The sequence below is a fragment of the Burkholderia sp. HMSC10F09 genome, from assembly GCF_001806955.1.
In the GTDB taxonomy this organism is placed as follows: domain Bacteria; phylum Pseudomonadota; class Gammaproteobacteria; order Burkholderiales; family Burkholderiaceae; genus Burkholderia; species Burkholderia multivorans.
Genome location: NZ_KV786504.1, coordinates 1 through 17,050 on the forward strand (window position 1 = coordinate 1; position 17,050 = coordinate 17,050).

The following is a 17,050-nucleotide window of genomic DNA, read 5'->3' on the forward strand; positions in this document are numbered from 1 at the left end:
CGCCGAACGCGGTGCGCAGGACACCGCGCGCATGACGCCGCGCGCCGGCCGTGCGAGCTACCTCGGCGAACGCGCGATCGGCACGCCCGACGGCGGCGCGGTCGCCGTCGCGTACTGGCTGCGCGCGCTGCTGCCGCACGTCCGATAACGCGGCGTGTCATGGCCGCGGGTCGCCGGCGAGCGGCCCGCGCGGGTCTTCGGCACGGGGAAAACCCCAATCCCGACATCGTCCTATGACATCGGGCATGGCAAATTGGCGGGATTACTTTGAACCTCGTCGGCGCCCGCCCGGGCGCATGCTGCCAACGAGGATCCCTTATGCGATACGTGCCATCGTGGACTTCCGTCTCCGCGCCGTCCGTCCCGGACGATACGGTTTCCCATCGCGGCGACGAGCCGCACAGCCTGCCGCGCGTCGCGATCGCGGCCGCCGCGCTCGGTAACGCGACCGAATGGTTCGATTACGGCATATACGCGTACGGACTCGCGTATATTTCCGCTGCGCTGTTTCCCGGCAACACGGCCAGTGCGACGCTGTTCGCGCTCGGCACGTTTGCGATTTCGTTCCTGATCCGCCCGCTCGGCGGCCTGTTCTGGGGCCCGCTCGGCGACCGGCTCGGCCGCAAGCGCGTGCTTGCGCTGACCGTGCTCACGATGTCGGGCGCGACGCTGCTCGTCGGCCTCCTGCCGACCTACGCGACGGCCGGTTGGCTCGCCCCGGCCGCGCTGATCCTGCTGCGCATGGTGCAGGGTTTTTCGACCGGCGGCGAATACGGCGGCGCAGCGACCTTCATCGCCGAATACGCGCCCGACTCGCGGCGCGGGCTGTGCGGCAGCTTTCTCGAATTCGCGACGCTGGCCGGCTTCTCGCTCGGCGCGCTACTGATGCTCGGCTTCGCGCTGCTGCTCGGCGACACGGCGATGCATGCCTGGGGCTGGCGCCTGCCGTTCCTCGTCGCGGCGCCGCTCGGTCTCGTCGGCTTCTATTTGCGCTCGCGTCTGGAAGAAACGCCGGTGTTTCGCGAACTCGAGGAGCAGGCGCACCGCCGCGAACAGGCCGCGCCGGCCGCGATGCCGATCGGCCGCCTGCTGGTTCGCTATGCGCGGCCGTTGCTGCTGCTCGGCGGGCTCGTCGTCGCGCTGAACGTCGTCAACTACGTGCTGCTCGCCTATATGCCGACGTACATGCACAAGGAGCTCGGCGTCAGCGAGAACATGTCGCTGCTGATCCCGCTGATCGGGATGCTCGCGATGATGGTGCTGCTGCCGTTCGCGGGCTGGCTGTCGGATCGCGTCGGCCGCAAGACGATGTGGTGGATCTCGCTCGTCGGCCTGTTCGTCGCCGCCGTGCCGATGTTTACGTTGATGACGCATGGCGTGCTCGGTGCGTTCATCGGCTTCGCGGTGCTCGGCGTGCTCTACGTACCGCAGCTCGCGACGATTTCCGCGATGTTTCCGGCGATGTTCCCGACGCACGTCCGCTACGCGGGCATGGCGATCGCCTACAACGTGTCGACGTCGCTGTTCGGCGGCACCGCGCCGATCGTCAACGACTGGCTGATCGCGCGAACCGGCAATGCGCTGGTTCCCGCCTATTACATGATGGCCGCGTGCGCGGTCGGTCTGGTGGCGCTGGTCGCCGTGATCGAGACGCGCGGATGTTCGTTGCGCGGCGATACGGTGCCGGGACAGGCACGTTGAGGTGCTGCGACGCGAGCGTGCGTCGGTGACGATGAACCGAACCCGGCTGCGGCCGGGTTCGTCGTTTCAGGGTTCATCGCGGGCGGCATCGATGTGACAACAAACGCCCTCTCCGCGACCTCCGAGCCCGTTGTACACTTGGCCAGTCCCGCATTGCACATCACGACGAAGGCTCTCTACCTTGACCGAAAATGCCTCGGTAGAAGCCACCGTCGGCATGACTGCAAGACGTGCACCGAATTCCTTTTTCACTTCGCATTTGGCCGCAGACAGCGGCCGATCCGGATCCTTGGCCCGTCCACCGACATGCGCTCGCCGTTCCCGTTGCAGGCTCACGTCCATTTGATGAATCGGCTCGCCGCTCGCGCGCCGACGCGTCGGCGCATATGCGACTGCAAGGTGTCACATGAATGACGACGCGCTGACCTTCGACGCGCTTCGCCCGCGCCTGCAGAAGATCGCGTACCGCATGCTCGGCTCCGTCGCGGATGCCGAGGACATCGTGCAGGACGTGTGGCTGCGCTGGCACGAGGCGACGGGCGAGGCGATCGAGAACGCCGAGGCGTGGCTTGTCACGGTGACGACGCGGCTGTCGATCGACCGACTGCGGACGGCCAAGAGCCGGCGCGAGCAATACCCCGGCATTTGGCTGCCGGAACCGGAACTCGGAGATCCGCTCGCGACGCCGGAAGAATTGACGGAGCGCGCGAACGACGTATCGGTCGCGTTTCTGATGCTGCTCGAACGACTGACGCCCGAGGCGCGTGCGGCCTTCCTTCTCCACGAAATCTTCGACGTCGACTACGAGCAAATCGCGAAGGTGATCGGCAAGACCGAAGCGGCCTGCCGACAGCTGGTCAGCCGGGCGCGGGCGCAACTGCGCGACGAGCGCCGGCCGGGCCGAGCCGTCCCGCGCGCGACGCACCTCCAGTTGCTGCAGACGTTCTCGCGAGCTGCCGCGCAAGGCGACTTCCCGTCGATCCAGGCGCTGCTCGCCGAAGATGCAATGCTGATCGGCGACGGCGGCGGCAAGGTGCAGAGCTTCCCGAAGCCGATGCTCGGCGGCCGGCGTATCGCTCAGCTGTTCTACGCGGCGTGGCTGCGCTACGGCAGCGGTGTCGAGATGCGGCCGGTGGTGCTGAACGGTCAGTGGGCCATGCTGCGCTTCATCGTCGGACAGCTTGAATCTGCAATGGCGTTCGAGACGGACGGCACGCGCATTGTCCGGATCCTCGTGCAGCGCAATCCGGACAAACTGGCGCGCATCGCGGCCGTCCACCCCGCCGCGTGACGGCGGACGATCGGCGATCGGGCGTGGGCCACCCTGCGCCGATTGATGCAGCCGACGCAACACGATGCGTCCCTTCCCGTACCTTCCGCACCCGGCGGCGCACTCCTAAGATGACTTCGCGCGGCTCACTGCCGCTCGCGGCACCCGCGCAGCGCGGGTGATCCCCCTCTTCATCGCCAGGAGCCGTCATGACGCAGCGTCTCAACTACGTTCAGCAATCGCCTGAACTGTTCAAGAAATTTATCGAGCTCAGCAACCTGCTGCGCAGCAGCACGATCGAGGAATCGATCCGCGACCTGGTGTCGATCCGGGCGTCGCAGATGAACGGCTGTGCCTTTTGCCTCGACATGCACGTAAAGGAGGCCCGCCTTCATGGCGAGCGCGAACTGCGCGTGCACCATCTCGCGACATGGCGCGAATCGACGCTTTTCTCGCCGCGCGAGCGAGCGGCGCTCGCATGGACCGAGGCGCTGACGAAACTCGGTGAACACGGCGTCCCGGACGACGTCTACGACCGCGTGCGCGGCCAGCTATCCGAAAAGGAATTGTCGGATCTGACGTTCGAGGTGATGGCCATCAACGGCTGGAACCGCGCGAACGTGGCGTTCCGGACCGTGCCCGGTTCGTCGGACAAGGCCTTCGGCCTCGACAAGGCGAATCTCGCCTGAGCCTCGGGCCTGCCGTTTCGTCCATCCTTTTATCGCCGCCGTCCGACTGCGGCCGGCGGCTCACAGGAATCCCCAGATGATCCGCATGAAACACGCGCTGCTGCTCGCGCTTTTGGGCGGCGTGATGGCCGCCGGCGCGCAGGCGGCACCCTCGGCGATTGTCGCGCCGCTGATGACGAAGCCGCTCGACGACTATCCGGGCAAGGAAGCCGAGATGATTTCGGTCGAGTACCCGCCCGGCGCGGGCGATCCCGTCCACCGCCACTACGCGCACGCATTCGTGTACGTCGTCGAGGGCTCGATCGTGATGCAGGTGAAGGGCGGGCAGTCCGTCACGCTGAAGCCGGGCCAGACGTTCTACGAAGCGCCGGGCGACCTGCACACGGTCGGCCGCAACGCGAGCCTGACGCAATCCGCAAAGTTCATCGTGCTGTTGTTGAAGGACAAGGGTGCGCCCGTGCTCGTGCCGGAAAAGTGAACCGGACATGACCTCCCGCTTCCCCGAAAAAAAAATCGACCGACGGTGTCACAGGCGGCGGAGCCGAAACGTCTTGTCGAATACGGAACCACGACTTTCGCGCCCCCATGTCCGACACCTCCATCCGCCGCACTGACGCCGACGATCCGTTTGCCCGCAGCTTCTCGAGCTGCTATGCGGGCGTCGTCACCTTTCTTGCCGTTGTCACCGAAGGGAGCTTCGCCCGCGCGGCCGACCGCCTCGGCGTCGGCCGCTCGTCGGTCAGCCGCCACGTGCAGCGGCTCGAGGACCGGCTCGATACGCGGCTGTTCCAGCGCACGACGCGCAGCATGTCGCTCACGCGCGAGGGCGAACTGTTCTACGAGAACTGCCGCCCGGGCATCGACCATCTCGCGCAGGCGCTCGAGGACATGCGCGAACTGCGCAGCGGCCCGCCCAGCGGCCACCTGCGGATCGGCTCGACGCCCGGCTTCGGCCGCAAGGTCATCGCACCGCTGCTGCGCGACTTCCACGCGCGGTACCCGGACATCTCGCTCGAGCTGCTGCTCAACGACCGGCCGGTCGACTTCTCCGCGGATCGCATCGATGTCGCGTTTCGCGACGGGCGCATGGAGGACAGCGCGATCGTCGCGCGCCAGTTGATTCCGATGCAGATGATCGTGTGCGCGTCGCCGGCATACGCGCATCGATACGGCTTGCCGCGCCACGTCAACGAACTCGCGCAACATCGATGCATCAATCTGCGCACCGCGTCGGGCCGCGTGAAGGAATGGGAATTCAAGGTCGACGGGCTCGCGCAGCAGGCGCAGCTCGCCGCGCATCACACGTTCAACGACATGGATCTCGTCGTGCGTGCCGTGCTCGACGGGCTCGGCATCGCCCAGCTGCCCGCCTACCAGGTTTGCGACCTGCTGGCCGACGGGCAGCTGGTGAGCTGCCTCGGCCAGCATGCGCCGGACGATGGCGGCCATTACCTGTGCTACCTGAGCCGAAAGCACCTGCCGACACGCATCCGCGCATTTATCGACTACGTGATCGAGCAGACGCGCGCACGCGACCTGCAGTGCCCGACGACGATGACCACGATGACGACGACGTTCGAGGCGGTCGATTGATGCATGCGCGACAACACTGTAGGGGCCTGTGGTGCGCTACCGGGCCGAACGGTCCGTGCCTACCATGCGCACTGTTCGAACGGCGCGCAATTCGATGCGTACGCCGTTCGGCAACAGACAGGCGTCGTCGCGACCACGCGACGCACGCCGGATTCGGTAACACGCAGCGGCGCGCGACGCGCACGCTCGTTCAAGGAGAACATTCGTGAAGATCGTCGTCATTGGTGGGACCGGGCTCATCGGCAGAAAGGTCGTCAAGTATCTCGGCGCGCGCGGCCACGAAGCCGTCGCGGCGGCGCCTGCGACGGGCGTCAATACGATCACCGGCGAAGGACTGCGCGACGCGCTGGCGGGTGCGGACGTGGTGGTCGATCTCGCGAACGCGCCGTCGTTCGAGGAGGCGGCCGTGAAGGCCTTCTTCGAGGTGTCCGGGCGCAATCTGTTCGAAGCCGAGCACGCGGCCGGCGTGCGCCATCACGTCGCGTTGTCGGTGGTCGGAACCGATCGTCTCCATCAAAGCCCGTACTTTCGCGGCAAGATCATCCAGGAGAACCTGATCCGGGAGTCGGGCATACCGTTTACTATCGTGCGCTCGACACAGTTCTTCGAGTTCCTCGGCGCGATCGCTCAATCGGGTACCGACGGCGAACGGATCCGGCTGACGACCGCCCACTTCCAGCCGATCGCGTCGGACGACGTCGCCTCGGCCGTCACCAATTTCACGCTCGGTGCACCGCTGAACGGCATCGTCGAAATCGGCGGTCCGGACCGCGTGGCGATCGCCGACCTCGTTCAGCACTTTCTGTCCGTCACGCACGACGCACGCACGGTGATCCGCGACCCGGCGGCTGGCTACTTCGGCGCGACGGTGCAGGACGATACGCTCGTGCCGGGGCCCGCCGCGCATCTCGGCGCCACCACGTTCGACGCATGGTTCGCGCAGAACCGCGCGGCAAGCTGAGCGAATACCGACGATCGCGCGTGCCATGACTCCGTTGCGCCCACCGCCGCTATCGCTGCTCGACAAGTATCGCGGACGCGAGCCCCAGACGCTGTATTCGGCCACGGTGACCGTGACGGGCGGCGCCGCGGCGCATGGCCGCGCATCGGGCATCGCCCGCTCGGACGACGGTCAGCTCGAGCTGGCGTTGCGTCTGCCGCCCGCGCTTGGCGGCCCCGGCGACGGACCCAACCCGGAACAGTTGTTTGCCGCGAGCTATGCCGCGTGCTTTCACGGCGCGCTGAGCCTGCTGGCCGCGCAGGCGGCCGTACCGATGGACAGCGCGTCGGTGTCGGCGTCGATCGACTTCTGCCGCGATCCGATGGACGGTCTGTTCATGCTGAACGCCAATATCCGGGTTCGGTTGCCGGGCGTCGAGCGCGCGGTCGCGGAAGAACTCGTTCGAAATACCGAGCGCTTCTGCCCGTACACCAAGATGGCGCACGACGGCATCACCCAGGTCGTGGCCCTCGCGTCCGCCGACGATTCGCGCGAAGACTGAGCGCGTGTCGTCATTCTCGCGCGATGCTCTTCCGTGCCGGAAGTCTGCGTCGCGCCACGTTCACCTTCGTTTCCATGAGGGACTCATGCCGTCATTCGACAAGCAAGTCGTACTGATCACCGGCGGTGGCGCCGGCATCGGGCTCGCGGCCGCCGTCGCGTTCGCGCGCGAAGGCGCGCACGTCGTCATCACGGGGCGCCGCGAGGCCGCGCTGGCCGCCATCGCGCAAAGCGTGCCCGGCGTCAGTTACGTCGTCGCGGACGCCGGCAATGCGGCCGATGCGGCTCGCACCGTGGATGCCGTGATCGCGCGCTGCGGACGGCTCGACGTGCTCGTCAACAACGCGGGTGCCGGCGCCATCCTCCCGCTCTCGTCGGCCAGCTTCGAAGCGATCAGCGCGATCTTCGCCGTCAACACGCTCGGGCCATCGTTGCTGGCGAGCGCTGCGCTGCCGCATCTGACCCGCGTGCGAGGCAGCATCGTCAATGTGTCGAGCACGTACGGGCACAAGGCTGCGGCGCTGCTGTCGCACTACGCGGCCAGCAAGGCGGCGCTCGAACATATGACGCGCTGCTGGGCGCTGGAACTCGCACCGGCCGGCGTACGCGTCAACGCGGTGGCGGCCGGCCCGACCGAAACGGAATTCCTGTCGGAGCGGATGAGCCTGTCGACCGCCCAGGTCGATGCGATCAAAGCACAAGAGCGCGAGCGCATCCCGCTCGGCCGGCGCGGCGAGCCCGAGGACGTCGCGGCCTGGATCGTCGCAATGGCCTCACCGCAGGCGGCATGGATGACGGGCCAGGTCGTGACGGTCGACGGCGGGCTCGACGCCACGTGAGCGGCGGTTGTTTCCGCCGATCGCGCGTCGGATGCAGTGCCGTTCAGATTCCGTATGGCACGGCTGACAATCTGAATCTCGGCTCGCCCGATGGTTTCCCCGCAGCGAGGCGTACACCATGCACCTACGAAAAGCGTACACGCTGCCCGAGTTCATCTACTGGTCGAGACGGCAACTTTACGCGTTGATCGCGTGCGGCTCGGTGCCGATCTGCCGTCAGATCGAACGTGAACTGCTGGATATGCTCGGCGAAACCCGTCACGCCTCCGACGGGGAGCCTGACGCGTGCATCGTTCTCTAACGCGTGCCCAAGAACAACGTTCGCCATCGTGGCTTGTTGTCTTTAGAACAACATCGTGTGGGCATTCGCGACGCTACTGGCGTTCGCCTCCGCTCACTAGAATGCTTCGCATGCCCGGTCGAATACGAGCAAAAAGGAAGCGCAAACGCTTCGCACTCGTGCTCGTGAACCGCGCTGCCCGGTGCGAATGACTCCACTCAATCAACAGGACTATTGAATATGAGCGCAACCATTCACAATGTGCGACCCGTCACCGACAATCTCGGCAGAGGCGGTTCGGGCGAGCTCGTGCCTTCCCGCTACGCCGTGCGCGTCGGCGACGTCGATGTCGTGCTGATCAGCGACGGCGTTCTGCCGCTGCCGACCTCCACCATGTCCACCAACGTGAGCGAAGCGGACCGCAACGCATGGTTCGACGGTCGCTTCCTGCAACGCGACATGTTCGACTGGGCGTTGAATATCGCGCTCGTGCGCAGTGGCGAACGCCTGATCTTGATCGACTCGGGCGTCGGCGACGGTTTCGAATACTTCACGCGCGCCGGTCGGTCGATGATGCGCCTGGAGTCGGCCGGCATCGACCTGGCCGCGATTACCGATATCGTGATCACGCATATGCACATGGACCACGTCGGCGGCCTGAATGTCGATGGTGTGAAGGCGCGGCTGCGCCCGGACGTGCGCATTCACGTGTCGGCGAAGGAAGTCGCGTTCTGGAAGGATCCGGACTTCAGCAAGACGGTGATGCCCGAGACCGTTCCTCCGGCGCTCCGCAAGGCCGCCGCGAAGTTTGTGGAACGCTACCGCGAAAACATCGTGCCGTTCGATCAGCGCGTCGACATCGCGGCGAGCGTATCGGCGCGCGTGACGGGAGGGCACACGCCGGGGCACTGTGTCGTCGATGTCGCATCGAAAGGCGAGAAACTGACCTTCGTCGGCGATGCGATTTTTGAAGTCAACTTCGACCATCCCGATTGGCAGAACGGCTTCGAGCATGATCCCGAAGCGTCGGTGGACGTGCGGATCGCGCTGCTGCGCGAAGCCGCCGAGACGGGCGCGATGCTGGCCGCGGCCCATGTCGCGTTCCCGTCCATCGGCCACATCGCAAAGAACGGCGATCGCTTTCGTTTCGTGCCCGTGACGTGGGATTACTGATCGATTCCCGCGTATCGTGCGTCCGGCGACGTTGCACTGACAATTGGTGAAAGGTCGCCGCGCGTTCACGAGATTCGCGGCGCTTCCCCGGCAGGCAGCGTTTCGAGACTCGCAAAAAAAACGCCGCCGTACTTTCGTACGACGGCACCCGTTATGCGCTGCCGCAGCGAGAACGCGCACAGCCGAATCGCGCGCTTACCCCGCCACGGCGAGATTCCGCTCCGCGACCTCGTCGACGGCTTCCCGCACGATCGCGACGATCTCGTCGGCCTCCGCACGCGTCATCACGAGCGGCGGCGCGAAACCGAGAATGTCGCCGTGCGGCATCGCGCGCGCGATTACACCGCGCTGCAACGCGGCGGCCGACACCTGCGCGCCGATCTTCAGCGCGGGATCGAACGGCGTACGCGCGTCCTTGTCGGCCATGAACTCGAGCGCCGCGAGCATCCCGACACTGCGCACTTCGCCGACGAGCGGATGCGCACCGAACGCGTCGCGCAGCTTCGCGCCAAAATACGCGCCGACTTCGGCCGCATTGCCGACGAGGTTTTCGCGTTCGAGAATCGCGAGGTTCGCGAGCGCGGCGGCCGCGCAGACCGGATGCCCCGAATACGTCCAGCCGTGGCCCATCGGCCCGTGCTCCTGCGAGCCGCGCGCGATCACGTCCCACACCTTCTCGCCGACGATCACGCCCGACAGCGGCGCATAGGCACTCGTCAGCCCCTTCGCGACGGTGATCAGATCCGGCTCGATGCCGAAGTGCTGCGCGCCCATCTTCGAGCCGAGGCGCCCGAACCCGCAGACGACCTCGTCCGAGATCAACAGAATGTCGTGCTTGCGCAGCACCGCTTGAATCGCCGGCCAGTAGCCGGCCGGCGGTTCGATGATGCCGCCCGTGCCCATCACCGGTTCCGCGATGAACGCGGCGATCGTTTCGGCGCCCTCTCGCGCGATCAGCTTCTCGAGCTCGTCCACGCAGTACGCGACGAACTGCGTTTCGCTCATCCCGACCGGCGCCTTCCGGTACCAGTGCGGACAAACGGTGTGCTTCACGCGGTCGATCGGCAGGTCGAAATGCTGATGGAAGCTCGGCAGGCCCGTGAGGCTGCCCGTCACGATGCCCGAACCGTGATAGCCGCGTTCGCGCGAGATGATCTTCTTCTTGTTCGGACGGCCGAGCACGTTGTTGTAGTACCAGACGATCTTGACCTGCGTCTCGTTCGCATCGGAACCCGACATCCCGTAATAGACCTTCTTCATGCCGGCCGGCGCCCAGTCGATGATGCGCGACGAAAGTTCGATGATCGCGTCGGACGAGTGCCCGACATACGTGTGGTAGTACGCGAGCTGCTTCGCCTGCTCGTACATTGCGTCGGCCACTTCCGTGCGGCCGTAGCCGATGTTCACGCAGTACAGGCCGGCGAACGCGTCGATATAGCGCTTGCCCTGATGGTCCTCGATGCGAATGCCCTGGCCGCCGCGCACGATCTTGCCGGGCAGCGCGCCGGTTTCGTGGTCGTACGCGTGCGTCGACGGATGCATGAAGTGGGCACGGTCCTCGCGCAGCAGCGCGTCGATGGATTGCGTCATGATGAACTCCTTTGAATGATCAGGCCGCCGCCGCGACGGGCAGGCCGAGGTTGCCGAGACAGAAGTACTTGGTTTCGGTGAACGGTTCGAAGCCTTCGATGCCGCCTTCGCGGCCGAGGCCCGACGCCTTCATGCCGCCGAACGGAATCGGCGCACCGGTGAATTTCACGCCGTTGACCGACACCATCGCGAAATCGAGCCGGCGCACGAGCTGGAAAATCGTGTCGATGCGCGTCGCGCACACATACGCGGCGAGCCCGTACTCAGTGTCGTTCGCCTTCGCGACGACTTCATCGAGCGTGTCGAATGCGCATACGGCCGAGATCGGCGCGAAGTTTTCCTCGTCGTAGACGCGCATGCCGGGCGCGGCGTCCGCGATCACCGTCGGTTCGTAGAACCAGCCGCCGAGCGCATGCGGGCGACCGCCGGCCACGATGCGCGCGCCGCGCGCACGCGCGTCGTCGACACGCGCGACCGTGGCGTCGAATGCCGCCTGATGCATCAGCGGCCCGACATCGACGTCCGGCTCGAACGCCGGTCCGGTCTTCAGTTCGCGCACGGCATCCGCATAGTGCGTGACGAATGCGTCGTAGAGCGGGCGCGCGACGAAGATCCGGTTCGCCGCGCAGCAGTCCTGCCCCGACGTCTGAAACTTCGCAGCGACCGCAATTCGCACCGCCTGATCGAGATCGGCGTCCTCGGTCACGATGAACGGCGCGTTGCCGCCGAGTTCGAGCGCGACCTTGCGGATGCCCGCACGCGCGGCCGTTTCGGTCACGAGGCGGCCGACACGCGTCGAGCCGGTGAAGCTCACCGACCGCACGCGCGCATCGCCGACCAGCGTTTCCATCGCCATCTGCGGCTCGCCGAGCACGACGTTGAACACGCCGGCCGGGAAGCCGGCTTCGTCGGCCAGCTGCGCAAGGGCAAGCGCCGAGAACGGCGTCTCGTGCGCGGGCTTCACGACGGTCGTACAGCCGACCGCGATCGCCGCTGCGGCCTTGCGCGTGATCATCGCGGCCGGGAAGTTCCACGGCGTGATCAACGCGGCGACGCCGACCGGCTCCATCACGGTGCCGAGCTGCGCGCCGTCGATATGCGTCGGTATCGTGCGGCCTGCGACGCGCTTCGCCTCGTTCGCAAACCATTCGACGAAGCTTGCCGCATAGCGGATCTCGCCGCGCGCCTCGGCGAGCGGCTTGCCCTGCTCGAGCGAGAGCAGCGCGGCGAGGTCGTCGAGGTGGCGCAGGATCAACGCGTGCCAGCGCAGCAGCGCCGCACTACGCGCGGCCTGCGGCGTCCAGCGCCACGTTTCGTAGGCACGCTGCGCGGCATCGATCGCCGCGACGATCTGCGCACGCTCGAGCATCGGCACGTGGCCGATGACGGCCTGATCGGCCGGATTCACGACGGCGACCGTCGCGGCACTGTCGCTGTGAATCCAGCGACCGTCGACATAGCACATCGACTTGAACAGAACGGGGTGTCCGGGCAGCATGCTGTGTCTCCTCGTTGGTTGGGCACGAGCTTCATTCTGTCGTGCCGCCGGCTCCGGAAATTTCGGTTTATGCGGCTGGCGCTTGCGGTTTTTTCGGTATTGCCGCGCGCCGGCGCGAAGTTTTCATTGCCAGTCCGGCGCGCCGCCGGATTCGCACTTCACGACCTTCGTCACGATGTACGTGAAGTAGCGCTCGATGCCGAGGTCTTCCATCAGCAGCGCATCGATGAAGCGCTGGTAGTGATCGATGTCGCGCGCGACCACCTGCAGCACGTAGTCGACGCCGCCGCCCGTCGCGTAGCATTGCGCAACCTCGGGCGCCGCGCTCACGCGTTCCTCGAAACGCCGCATGTCGGGCGCGGTATGACGCGACAGCGTCACCTCGACGACGATGCGGCTGCCCGAGAACGCACCGACCCAGTCGACGTCGGCCCGGTAGCCGCGAATCACGCCGCTTTCCTCGAGCTTGCGCACGCGCTCCCACGCGGGCGAGATCGACAGGTTCACGGCTTCCGCGAGCTTCGATTTCGTGATGCGCCCGTCACGTTCGAGAATGCGCAGGATCGCGAGATCGTATCGGTCGAGCTTGATCACGGCGTGCGCATCCTATGCGGCGACCGGAATGTTGCGCTCGACGATGTCGGCGACCACCGCGATCGTGTCGCCGGCCTGCACGAGGCCCGGGAAATGCCGCGCGGCCAGCAGCCCGCGTCGCTTTGCGACGTATTCGACCGGTGCGACGCCGGTGCGGTCGATGTCGTGCACGCGCGCGAGCACGTCGCCGGCCTCCACTTCGCTGCCGAGATCGCAACACATCTCGAGCAGCCCGCGATGCTCGCTCGTCGTGAAGCACGCGCCGTCGGGCATGTCGAGCAGCGTCGTCGTACGCGGCGCCGTGCGCGCGACGCCGCCGTCTTCGTTCGGATGCGTCGCCAGCACGCCGGCATGCGCGAGAAATCCGCGCACGCCGCGCTCGGCGATCGCGACGCTCGCCGCGGTCGACGTGCCGCCGCCGCCGAGTTCGGTCGACACGAACACCTTGCCGGCCGCTTCGGCCGCCGTGTCGTACAGGCCGACGCTGTCGAGTTCGAGCATGCGCATCGAATACGGCGCGCCGAACGCGCGCATCGCACGCTCGCAGCGCGCTTCCTGCTCGCGATCGTCGAGCACGTGAATCGCCGCGAACGGCACGAAGTCGAGCGTGCGCCCGCCCGCGTGGATGTCGAGCACGTGCGTCGCGAGCGGCAAGAGGTGCCGCTGGAAGTAATCGGCGATCTTCTCGGTCACGGTGCCGTCGGGCCGCCCGGGAAAACTGCGGTTCAGGTTGCCCGCATCGATCGGCGACGTACGGCGCCCGGCACGAAACGCCGGATAGTTCATGAACGGCACGATGATCACGCGGCCCGTCACGTCGGACGCCTTCAGCGAACCGGCGAGCTTCGCGAGCGCGACCGGTCCTTCGTACTCGTCGCCGTGATTGCCGCCCGTCAGCAGCACGGTCGGCCCGTCGCCGCGCTTCACGACGGTCACCGGAATCATCACCGCGCCCCAAGCGGAGTCGTCGCGCGAGTACGGCAGCTTGAGGAAGCCGTGCTGTTCGCCGTCCGCGTCGAAGTCGACGGTCGGCACAATCGGTGAAGCACGCATCGGTCTACTCCTTCACGAACAGCTTGCGCGGCGTGTTGCAGAACGTCTCGACACCGGTTTCGGTGATCAGGATGCTTTCGGTGATCTCGAGCCCCCAGTCGTCGAGCCACAGCCCCGGCATGAAGTGGAACGTCATGCCCGGTTCGAGCACCGTGCGGTCGCCCGGTCGCAGGCTCATCGTGCGCTCGCCCCAGTCCGGCGGATAGCTCGCGCCGATCGGATAGCCGCAGCGGCTGTCCTTCTCGATGCCCGCGCGGCGCAGCACCGCGAAGAACGCGTTGGCGATGTCCTCGCAGACGTTGCCCGGCTTCGCGGCCGCGAGCCCGGCCTCGATCCCTTCGACCACCGCGCGCTCGGCCTCGATGAAGTGCGCCGGCGGCTTGCCGAGATAGACCGTGCGCGACAGCGGACAGTGATAGCGGCGGTAGCAGCCGGCGATCTCGAAGAACGTGCCGGCGCCGCGCTCGAACGTCGTGTCGTCCCAGGTCAGATGCGGCGCGGCTGCGTCGGCGCCGGTCGGCAGCAGCGGCACGATCGCCGGATAGTCGCCGCCGAAGCCGTCGGCGCCGCCGATGCCGGTCGCGTAGATCTGCGCGACGAGATCGCTCTTCTTCATGCCCGGCTCGATCGTTTCGACGATATGCGCATGCATCCGTTCGACGATGCGCGCGGCCACGCGCATGTATTCGATCTCGCGCGGCGACTTCACCGCGCGCTGCCAGTTCACGAGTGCCGTCGCGTCGACCCAGCGCGCGGCGGGCAGGTGCTTCTGCAGCGACGCGTACGCGGCCGCGCTGAAGTAGTAGTTGTCGAGTTCGACGCCGATGCGCAATGCGCCCCAGCCGCGCGCCGCAATTACTTCGGTCGACAGATAGTCCATCGGGTGGCGATCCGGCGACTGCACGTAATGATCGGGATAGCCGACGATGTCGTCGTGCGCCATGAACACGGTGCGCTTCGCGCCGTTCGCGTCCTGGCCGCGGCCGAACCAGACGGGTTCGCCGTCCATCGGCAGCAGCACGCACTGGTGTACGTAGAACGACCAGCCGTCATAGCCGGTCAGCCAGCCCATGTTGGTCGGGTCCGTGACGATCAGCAAGTCGATGCCGGCCCGCTGCATCGCCGCGCGCGTCTTCGCGATGCGCGCAGCGTATTCGCTGCGCGCGAACGCAAGACGCGGCGCGGCTTCGTAGGTTTCGATGACTGCAGACATCTGTCTCCTCTCAGGTCGTGAGGTCGTTGTGAAAAATCGTTCCGGCGCCCGCGGCGCGGGCGCGCTGCAGCGCGAGAACGGCAATGGCAGTGTCCTGCGCGCCGGTTCCGGTCAGGTCGCAGATCGTGATCTCGTCGCGATGCGTGCGGCCGGCGCAACGGCCGGCAATCACTTCGCCGAGTTCGGGAAAGACCGCGTCGGCCGCGACGGCGCCGGCCGCGATCGCATGTCGCAGCTCGCCCACCACACGGGTCTGCTGCAAGCGGTCGCAGACGTAGCGCGCGGCCGCGAATACCGACGGCGCGAGTTCGGTCTTGTATTCGGCATCGGAGCCCATCGCAGTCACGTGCAGCCCCGGATGCAGATCCTCGGCATTCACGAGCGGCTCGCGGCTCGGCGTCGTGGTGACCGCGATGTCGGCATCGGCGAGCGCCGCATGCACCGATCGCGCGACGGTCGCCTCGATCCCGTGCGCGCTGCGCACGTCGGCAGCAAATTGCGCCGCGCGTGCGGCATCGCGCGCCCAGACCGTCACATGCGCGACGTCGCGCACGAGCCGCAATGCGTCGAGCTGCAGCCGCGCCTGTTCGCCGGCGCCGATCACGGCCACGCGCCGCGCATCGGCCCGCGCGAGATGACGCGCGGCGACCGCGCCCGCGGCGGCGGTGCGCACGGCGGTCAGATAACCGTTGTCGAGCAGCACGGCCTCGGTCAGGCCGGTACGCGCGGACAGCACGAGCATCAGCCCGTTCAGGCTCGGCAGGCCGAGCGACGGGTTGTCGAAGAAGCCGGGGCTGATCTTGATCGCGAAGCTGTCGAAGCGCGGCAAGTAGGCGGTTTTCACATCGACTTCGCCGTGACGTGCCGGCAGCGCGAGATTGAGGATCGGCGGCATCGCGACGGGCTCCGTCGCGAGCGACACAAACGCGGCTTCGACCTGACCGATCGCGTCGAGATCGAGCGGCACCAGCGTGTGCAGTTGCGCCTGGCCGAGCAGCGTGATGGGATGCGCCATATCAGTTCTCCGCAATCAGCCGGCGATGCGCGGCCATGTCGATGTTCGCGCCGCTCACGACGACCACGATGGGCCCGTCGCGCCGGCTGCGCGGAACGGCTTCGTCGAGCAGCGCGGCGATGCCGACCGCGCCCGCGCCTTCGACGACGAGCCGCTCTTCGCGATAGGCGTGCGCGATGCCGCGTGCGATCGAGCGCTCGTCGAGCAGCACGACGTCGTCGGCCAGCGCGCGCGTGAGGTCGAACGTGTAGCGGTTGTCGAGACCGATGCCGCCGCCGAGCGAATCGGCGAGCGTCGGCTGTTCTTCGACGTCGACGGGACGACCGGCAGCGAGGCTCGCATGCATGGCTGCGCCGCGCGCCATCGACACGCCGATCACCGCAATCGACGGCCGGATCGCTTTCGCGGCAAATGCGACGCCGCTGAACAGCCCGCCGCCGGACAGCGGGACGATCAGCGTGCCTGCATCGGGCAGCGCTTCGAGAATCTCGACGCCGATCGTCGCCTGGCCCGCGATGATGCGCGGATCGTCGAACGGCGGCACGTACGCATAGCCTTCGTCGCGTGCGAGGCGTCGCGCCTCCGCCTGCGCGTCGTCCTGGCTGGCGCCGACGATCGCGACGCGCGCGCCGAGCGCGGCTACCGCATCGACCTTGTTCGCCGGCACGAGCGACGACATGCAGACGGCCGCTTCAAGGCCGAGCGCGCGTGCCGCATGAGCGACCGCGCGCCCATGATTGCCGGTCGATGCGGTAACGACGCGCGTCACGCGCTGCGCCGCGAGTTCCGCGAGCACATTGGTCGCGCCGCGAATCTTGAAGCTGCCCGTCGGCTGCAGCGTTTCGAGCTTCAGGTGGACGGGGACGCCGGCGCGCGCCGACAGCGCAGCGGAAGCGACGAGCGGTGTGACGCACGTGCGCCCGGCGATGCGTTGGCGCGCGCGGTAGACGTCGGACAGCGACAGGAAGGACATGGAACGCACGCCTCATTGATGTGGTGCGATCCAGTCTAATGTTCCAAATTGCGCTTTCGAATGTCCTG

General features: G+C 67.0%; 19 protein-coding genes. 11 read left to right on the plus strand and 8 right to left on the minus strand.

Going from position 1 to position 17,050, the window contains the following annotated elements; genetic code table 11:
- Both HMPREF3115_RS28375 and HMPREF3115_RS01125 read left to right on the plus strand, forming a co-directional pair.
- On the plus strand, positions 1–148 hold a 148-nt coding region (locus tag HMPREF3115_RS28375; protein WP_141751614.1), incomplete at its 5' end, for a DAK2 domain-containing protein.
- Between the two features lie 170 nt (positions 149–318).
- The gene (locus HMPREF3115_RS01125) at positions 319–1,701 is read left to right on the plus strand and encodes an MFS transporter (RefSeq protein WP_035956917.1); all 1,383 of its coding nucleotides are present in this window, start codon (positions 319–321) and stop codon (positions 1,699–1,701) included.
- Between the two features lie 66 nt (positions 1,702–1,767).
- Here the strand turns inward: HMPREF3115_RS01125 and HMPREF3115_RS31840 are convergent, their stop codons facing one another.
- Positions 1,768–2,043 carry a hypothetical protein gene (locus HMPREF3115_RS31840; RefSeq protein ID WP_125902313.1) on the minus strand — a complete coding sequence of 92 codons (276 nt, stop codon included), beginning with the start codon at positions 2,041–2,043 and terminating at the stop codon, positions 1,768–1,770.
- Positions 2,044–2,107: 64 nt separating this feature from the next.
- Between HMPREF3115_RS31840 and HMPREF3115_RS01130 the strand changes: the two genes are divergently transcribed.
- The 9 genes from HMPREF3115_RS01130 to HMPREF3115_RS01170 all read left to right on the plus strand — a co-directional run bounded on the left by HMPREF3115_RS01130 (position 2,108) and on the right by HMPREF3115_RS01170 (position 9,046).
- The gene (locus HMPREF3115_RS01130; protein WP_070553243.1) at positions 2,108–2,992 is read left to right on the plus strand and encodes an RNA polymerase sigma-70 factor; all 885 of its coding nucleotides are present in this window, start codon (positions 2,108–2,110) and stop codon (positions 2,990–2,992) included.
- Between the two features lie 188 nt (positions 2,993–3,180).
- Positions 3,181–3,660 carry a carboxymuconolactone decarboxylase family protein gene (locus HMPREF3115_RS01135; protein WP_006399314.1) on the plus strand — a complete coding sequence of 160 codons (480 nt, stop codon included), beginning with the start codon at positions 3,181–3,183 and terminating at the stop codon, positions 3,658–3,660.
- Positions 3,661–3,736: 76 nt separating this feature from the next.
- On the plus strand, positions 3,737–4,138 hold the full coding sequence (locus tag HMPREF3115_RS01140; protein WP_053299133.1) for a cupin domain-containing protein: 402 nt from the start codon (positions 3,737–3,739) through the stop codon (positions 4,136–4,138).
- Positions 4,139–4,245: 107 nt separating this feature from the next.
- Positions 4,246–5,253 carry a LysR family transcriptional regulator gene (locus tag HMPREF3115_RS01145; RefSeq protein WP_070553244.1) on the plus strand — a complete coding sequence of 336 codons (1,008 nt, stop codon included), beginning with the start codon at positions 4,246–4,248 and terminating at the stop codon, positions 5,251–5,253.
- A gap of 205 nt (positions 5,254–5,458) precedes the next feature.
- Positions 5,459–6,214, plus strand: a complete 756-nt coding sequence (locus tag HMPREF3115_RS01150) for an SDR family oxidoreductase (protein WP_069221540.1) — start codon at positions 5,459–5,461, stop codon at positions 6,212–6,214.
- Positions 6,215–6,239: 25 nt separating this feature from the next.
- Positions 6,240–6,755, plus strand: coding sequence for an Ohr family peroxiredoxin (locus HMPREF3115_RS01155; RefSeq protein ID WP_006405494.1), 516 nt, complete (start codon positions 6,240–6,242; stop codon positions 6,753–6,755).
- 85 nt (positions 6,756–6,840) lie between these two features.
- On the plus strand, positions 6,841–7,593 hold the full coding sequence (locus HMPREF3115_RS01160; RefSeq protein ID WP_035488506.1) for an SDR family NAD(P)-dependent oxidoreductase: 753 nt from the start codon (positions 6,841–6,843) through the stop codon (positions 7,591–7,593).
- 118 nt (positions 7,594–7,711) lie between these two features.
- Positions 7,712–7,894 carry a hypothetical protein gene (locus HMPREF3115_RS01165; protein WP_053299137.1) on the plus strand — a complete coding sequence of 61 codons (183 nt, stop codon included), beginning with the start codon at positions 7,712–7,714 and terminating at the stop codon, positions 7,892–7,894.
- Positions 7,895–8,113: 219 nt separating this feature from the next.
- Positions 8,114–9,046 (plus strand): MBL fold metallo-hydrolase, encoded by a 933-nt coding sequence (locus HMPREF3115_RS01170; protein WP_070553245.1) that lies wholly within the window; start codon positions 8,114–8,116, stop codon positions 9,044–9,046.
- A 195-nt stretch (positions 9,047–9,241) separates the two neighbouring features.
- Here the strand turns inward: HMPREF3115_RS01170 and HMPREF3115_RS01175 are convergent, their stop codons facing one another.
- The 7 genes from HMPREF3115_RS01175 to eutB form a co-directional block, all read right to left on the minus strand.
- Positions 9,242–10,636 carry an aspartate aminotransferase family protein gene (locus tag HMPREF3115_RS01175; protein WP_070553246.1) on the minus strand — a complete coding sequence of 465 codons (1,395 nt, stop codon included), beginning with the start codon at positions 10,634–10,636 and terminating at the stop codon, positions 9,242–9,244.
- 19 nt (positions 10,637–10,655) lie between these two features.
- Complete coding sequence (locus HMPREF3115_RS01180; protein ID WP_053299139.1) at positions 10,656–12,134, minus strand: NAD-dependent succinate-semialdehyde dehydrogenase; 1,479 nt, start codon at positions 12,132–12,134, stop codon at positions 10,656–10,658.
- A 123-nt stretch (positions 12,135–12,257) separates the two neighbouring features.
- The gene (locus HMPREF3115_RS01185) at positions 12,258–12,728 is read right to left on the minus strand and encodes an Lrp/AsnC family transcriptional regulator (protein WP_006405501.1); all 471 of its coding nucleotides are present in this window, start codon (positions 12,726–12,728) and stop codon (positions 12,258–12,260) included.
- 12 nt (positions 12,729–12,740) lie between these two features.
- A complete protein-coding gene (doeB, locus tag HMPREF3115_RS01190) occupies positions 12,741–13,781 on the minus strand; it encodes a N(2)-acetyl-L-2,4-diaminobutanoate deacetylase DoeB (RefSeq protein WP_006405502.1) in 1,041 nt (346 codons plus the stop codon).
- 4 nt (positions 13,782–13,785) lie between these two features.
- Positions 13,786–14,994, minus strand: coding sequence for an ectoine hydrolase DoeA (gene doeA, locus HMPREF3115_RS01195; protein WP_070553247.1), 1,209 nt, complete (start codon positions 14,992–14,994; stop codon positions 13,786–13,788).
- 10 nt (positions 14,995–15,004) lie between these two features.
- Positions 15,005–16,009, minus strand: coding sequence for a cyclodeaminase (locus HMPREF3115_RS01200; protein ID WP_070553248.1), 1,005 nt, complete (start codon positions 16,007–16,009; stop codon positions 15,005–15,007).
- Between the two features lies 1 nt (position 16,010).
- Entirely contained in the window at positions 16,011–16,982 is a 972-nt protein-coding gene (gene eutB / locus HMPREF3115_RS01205; protein ID WP_006405504.1) for a hydroxyectoine utilization dehydratase EutB, read from the minus strand.
- Positions 16,983–17,050: the final 68 nt, after the last annotated feature.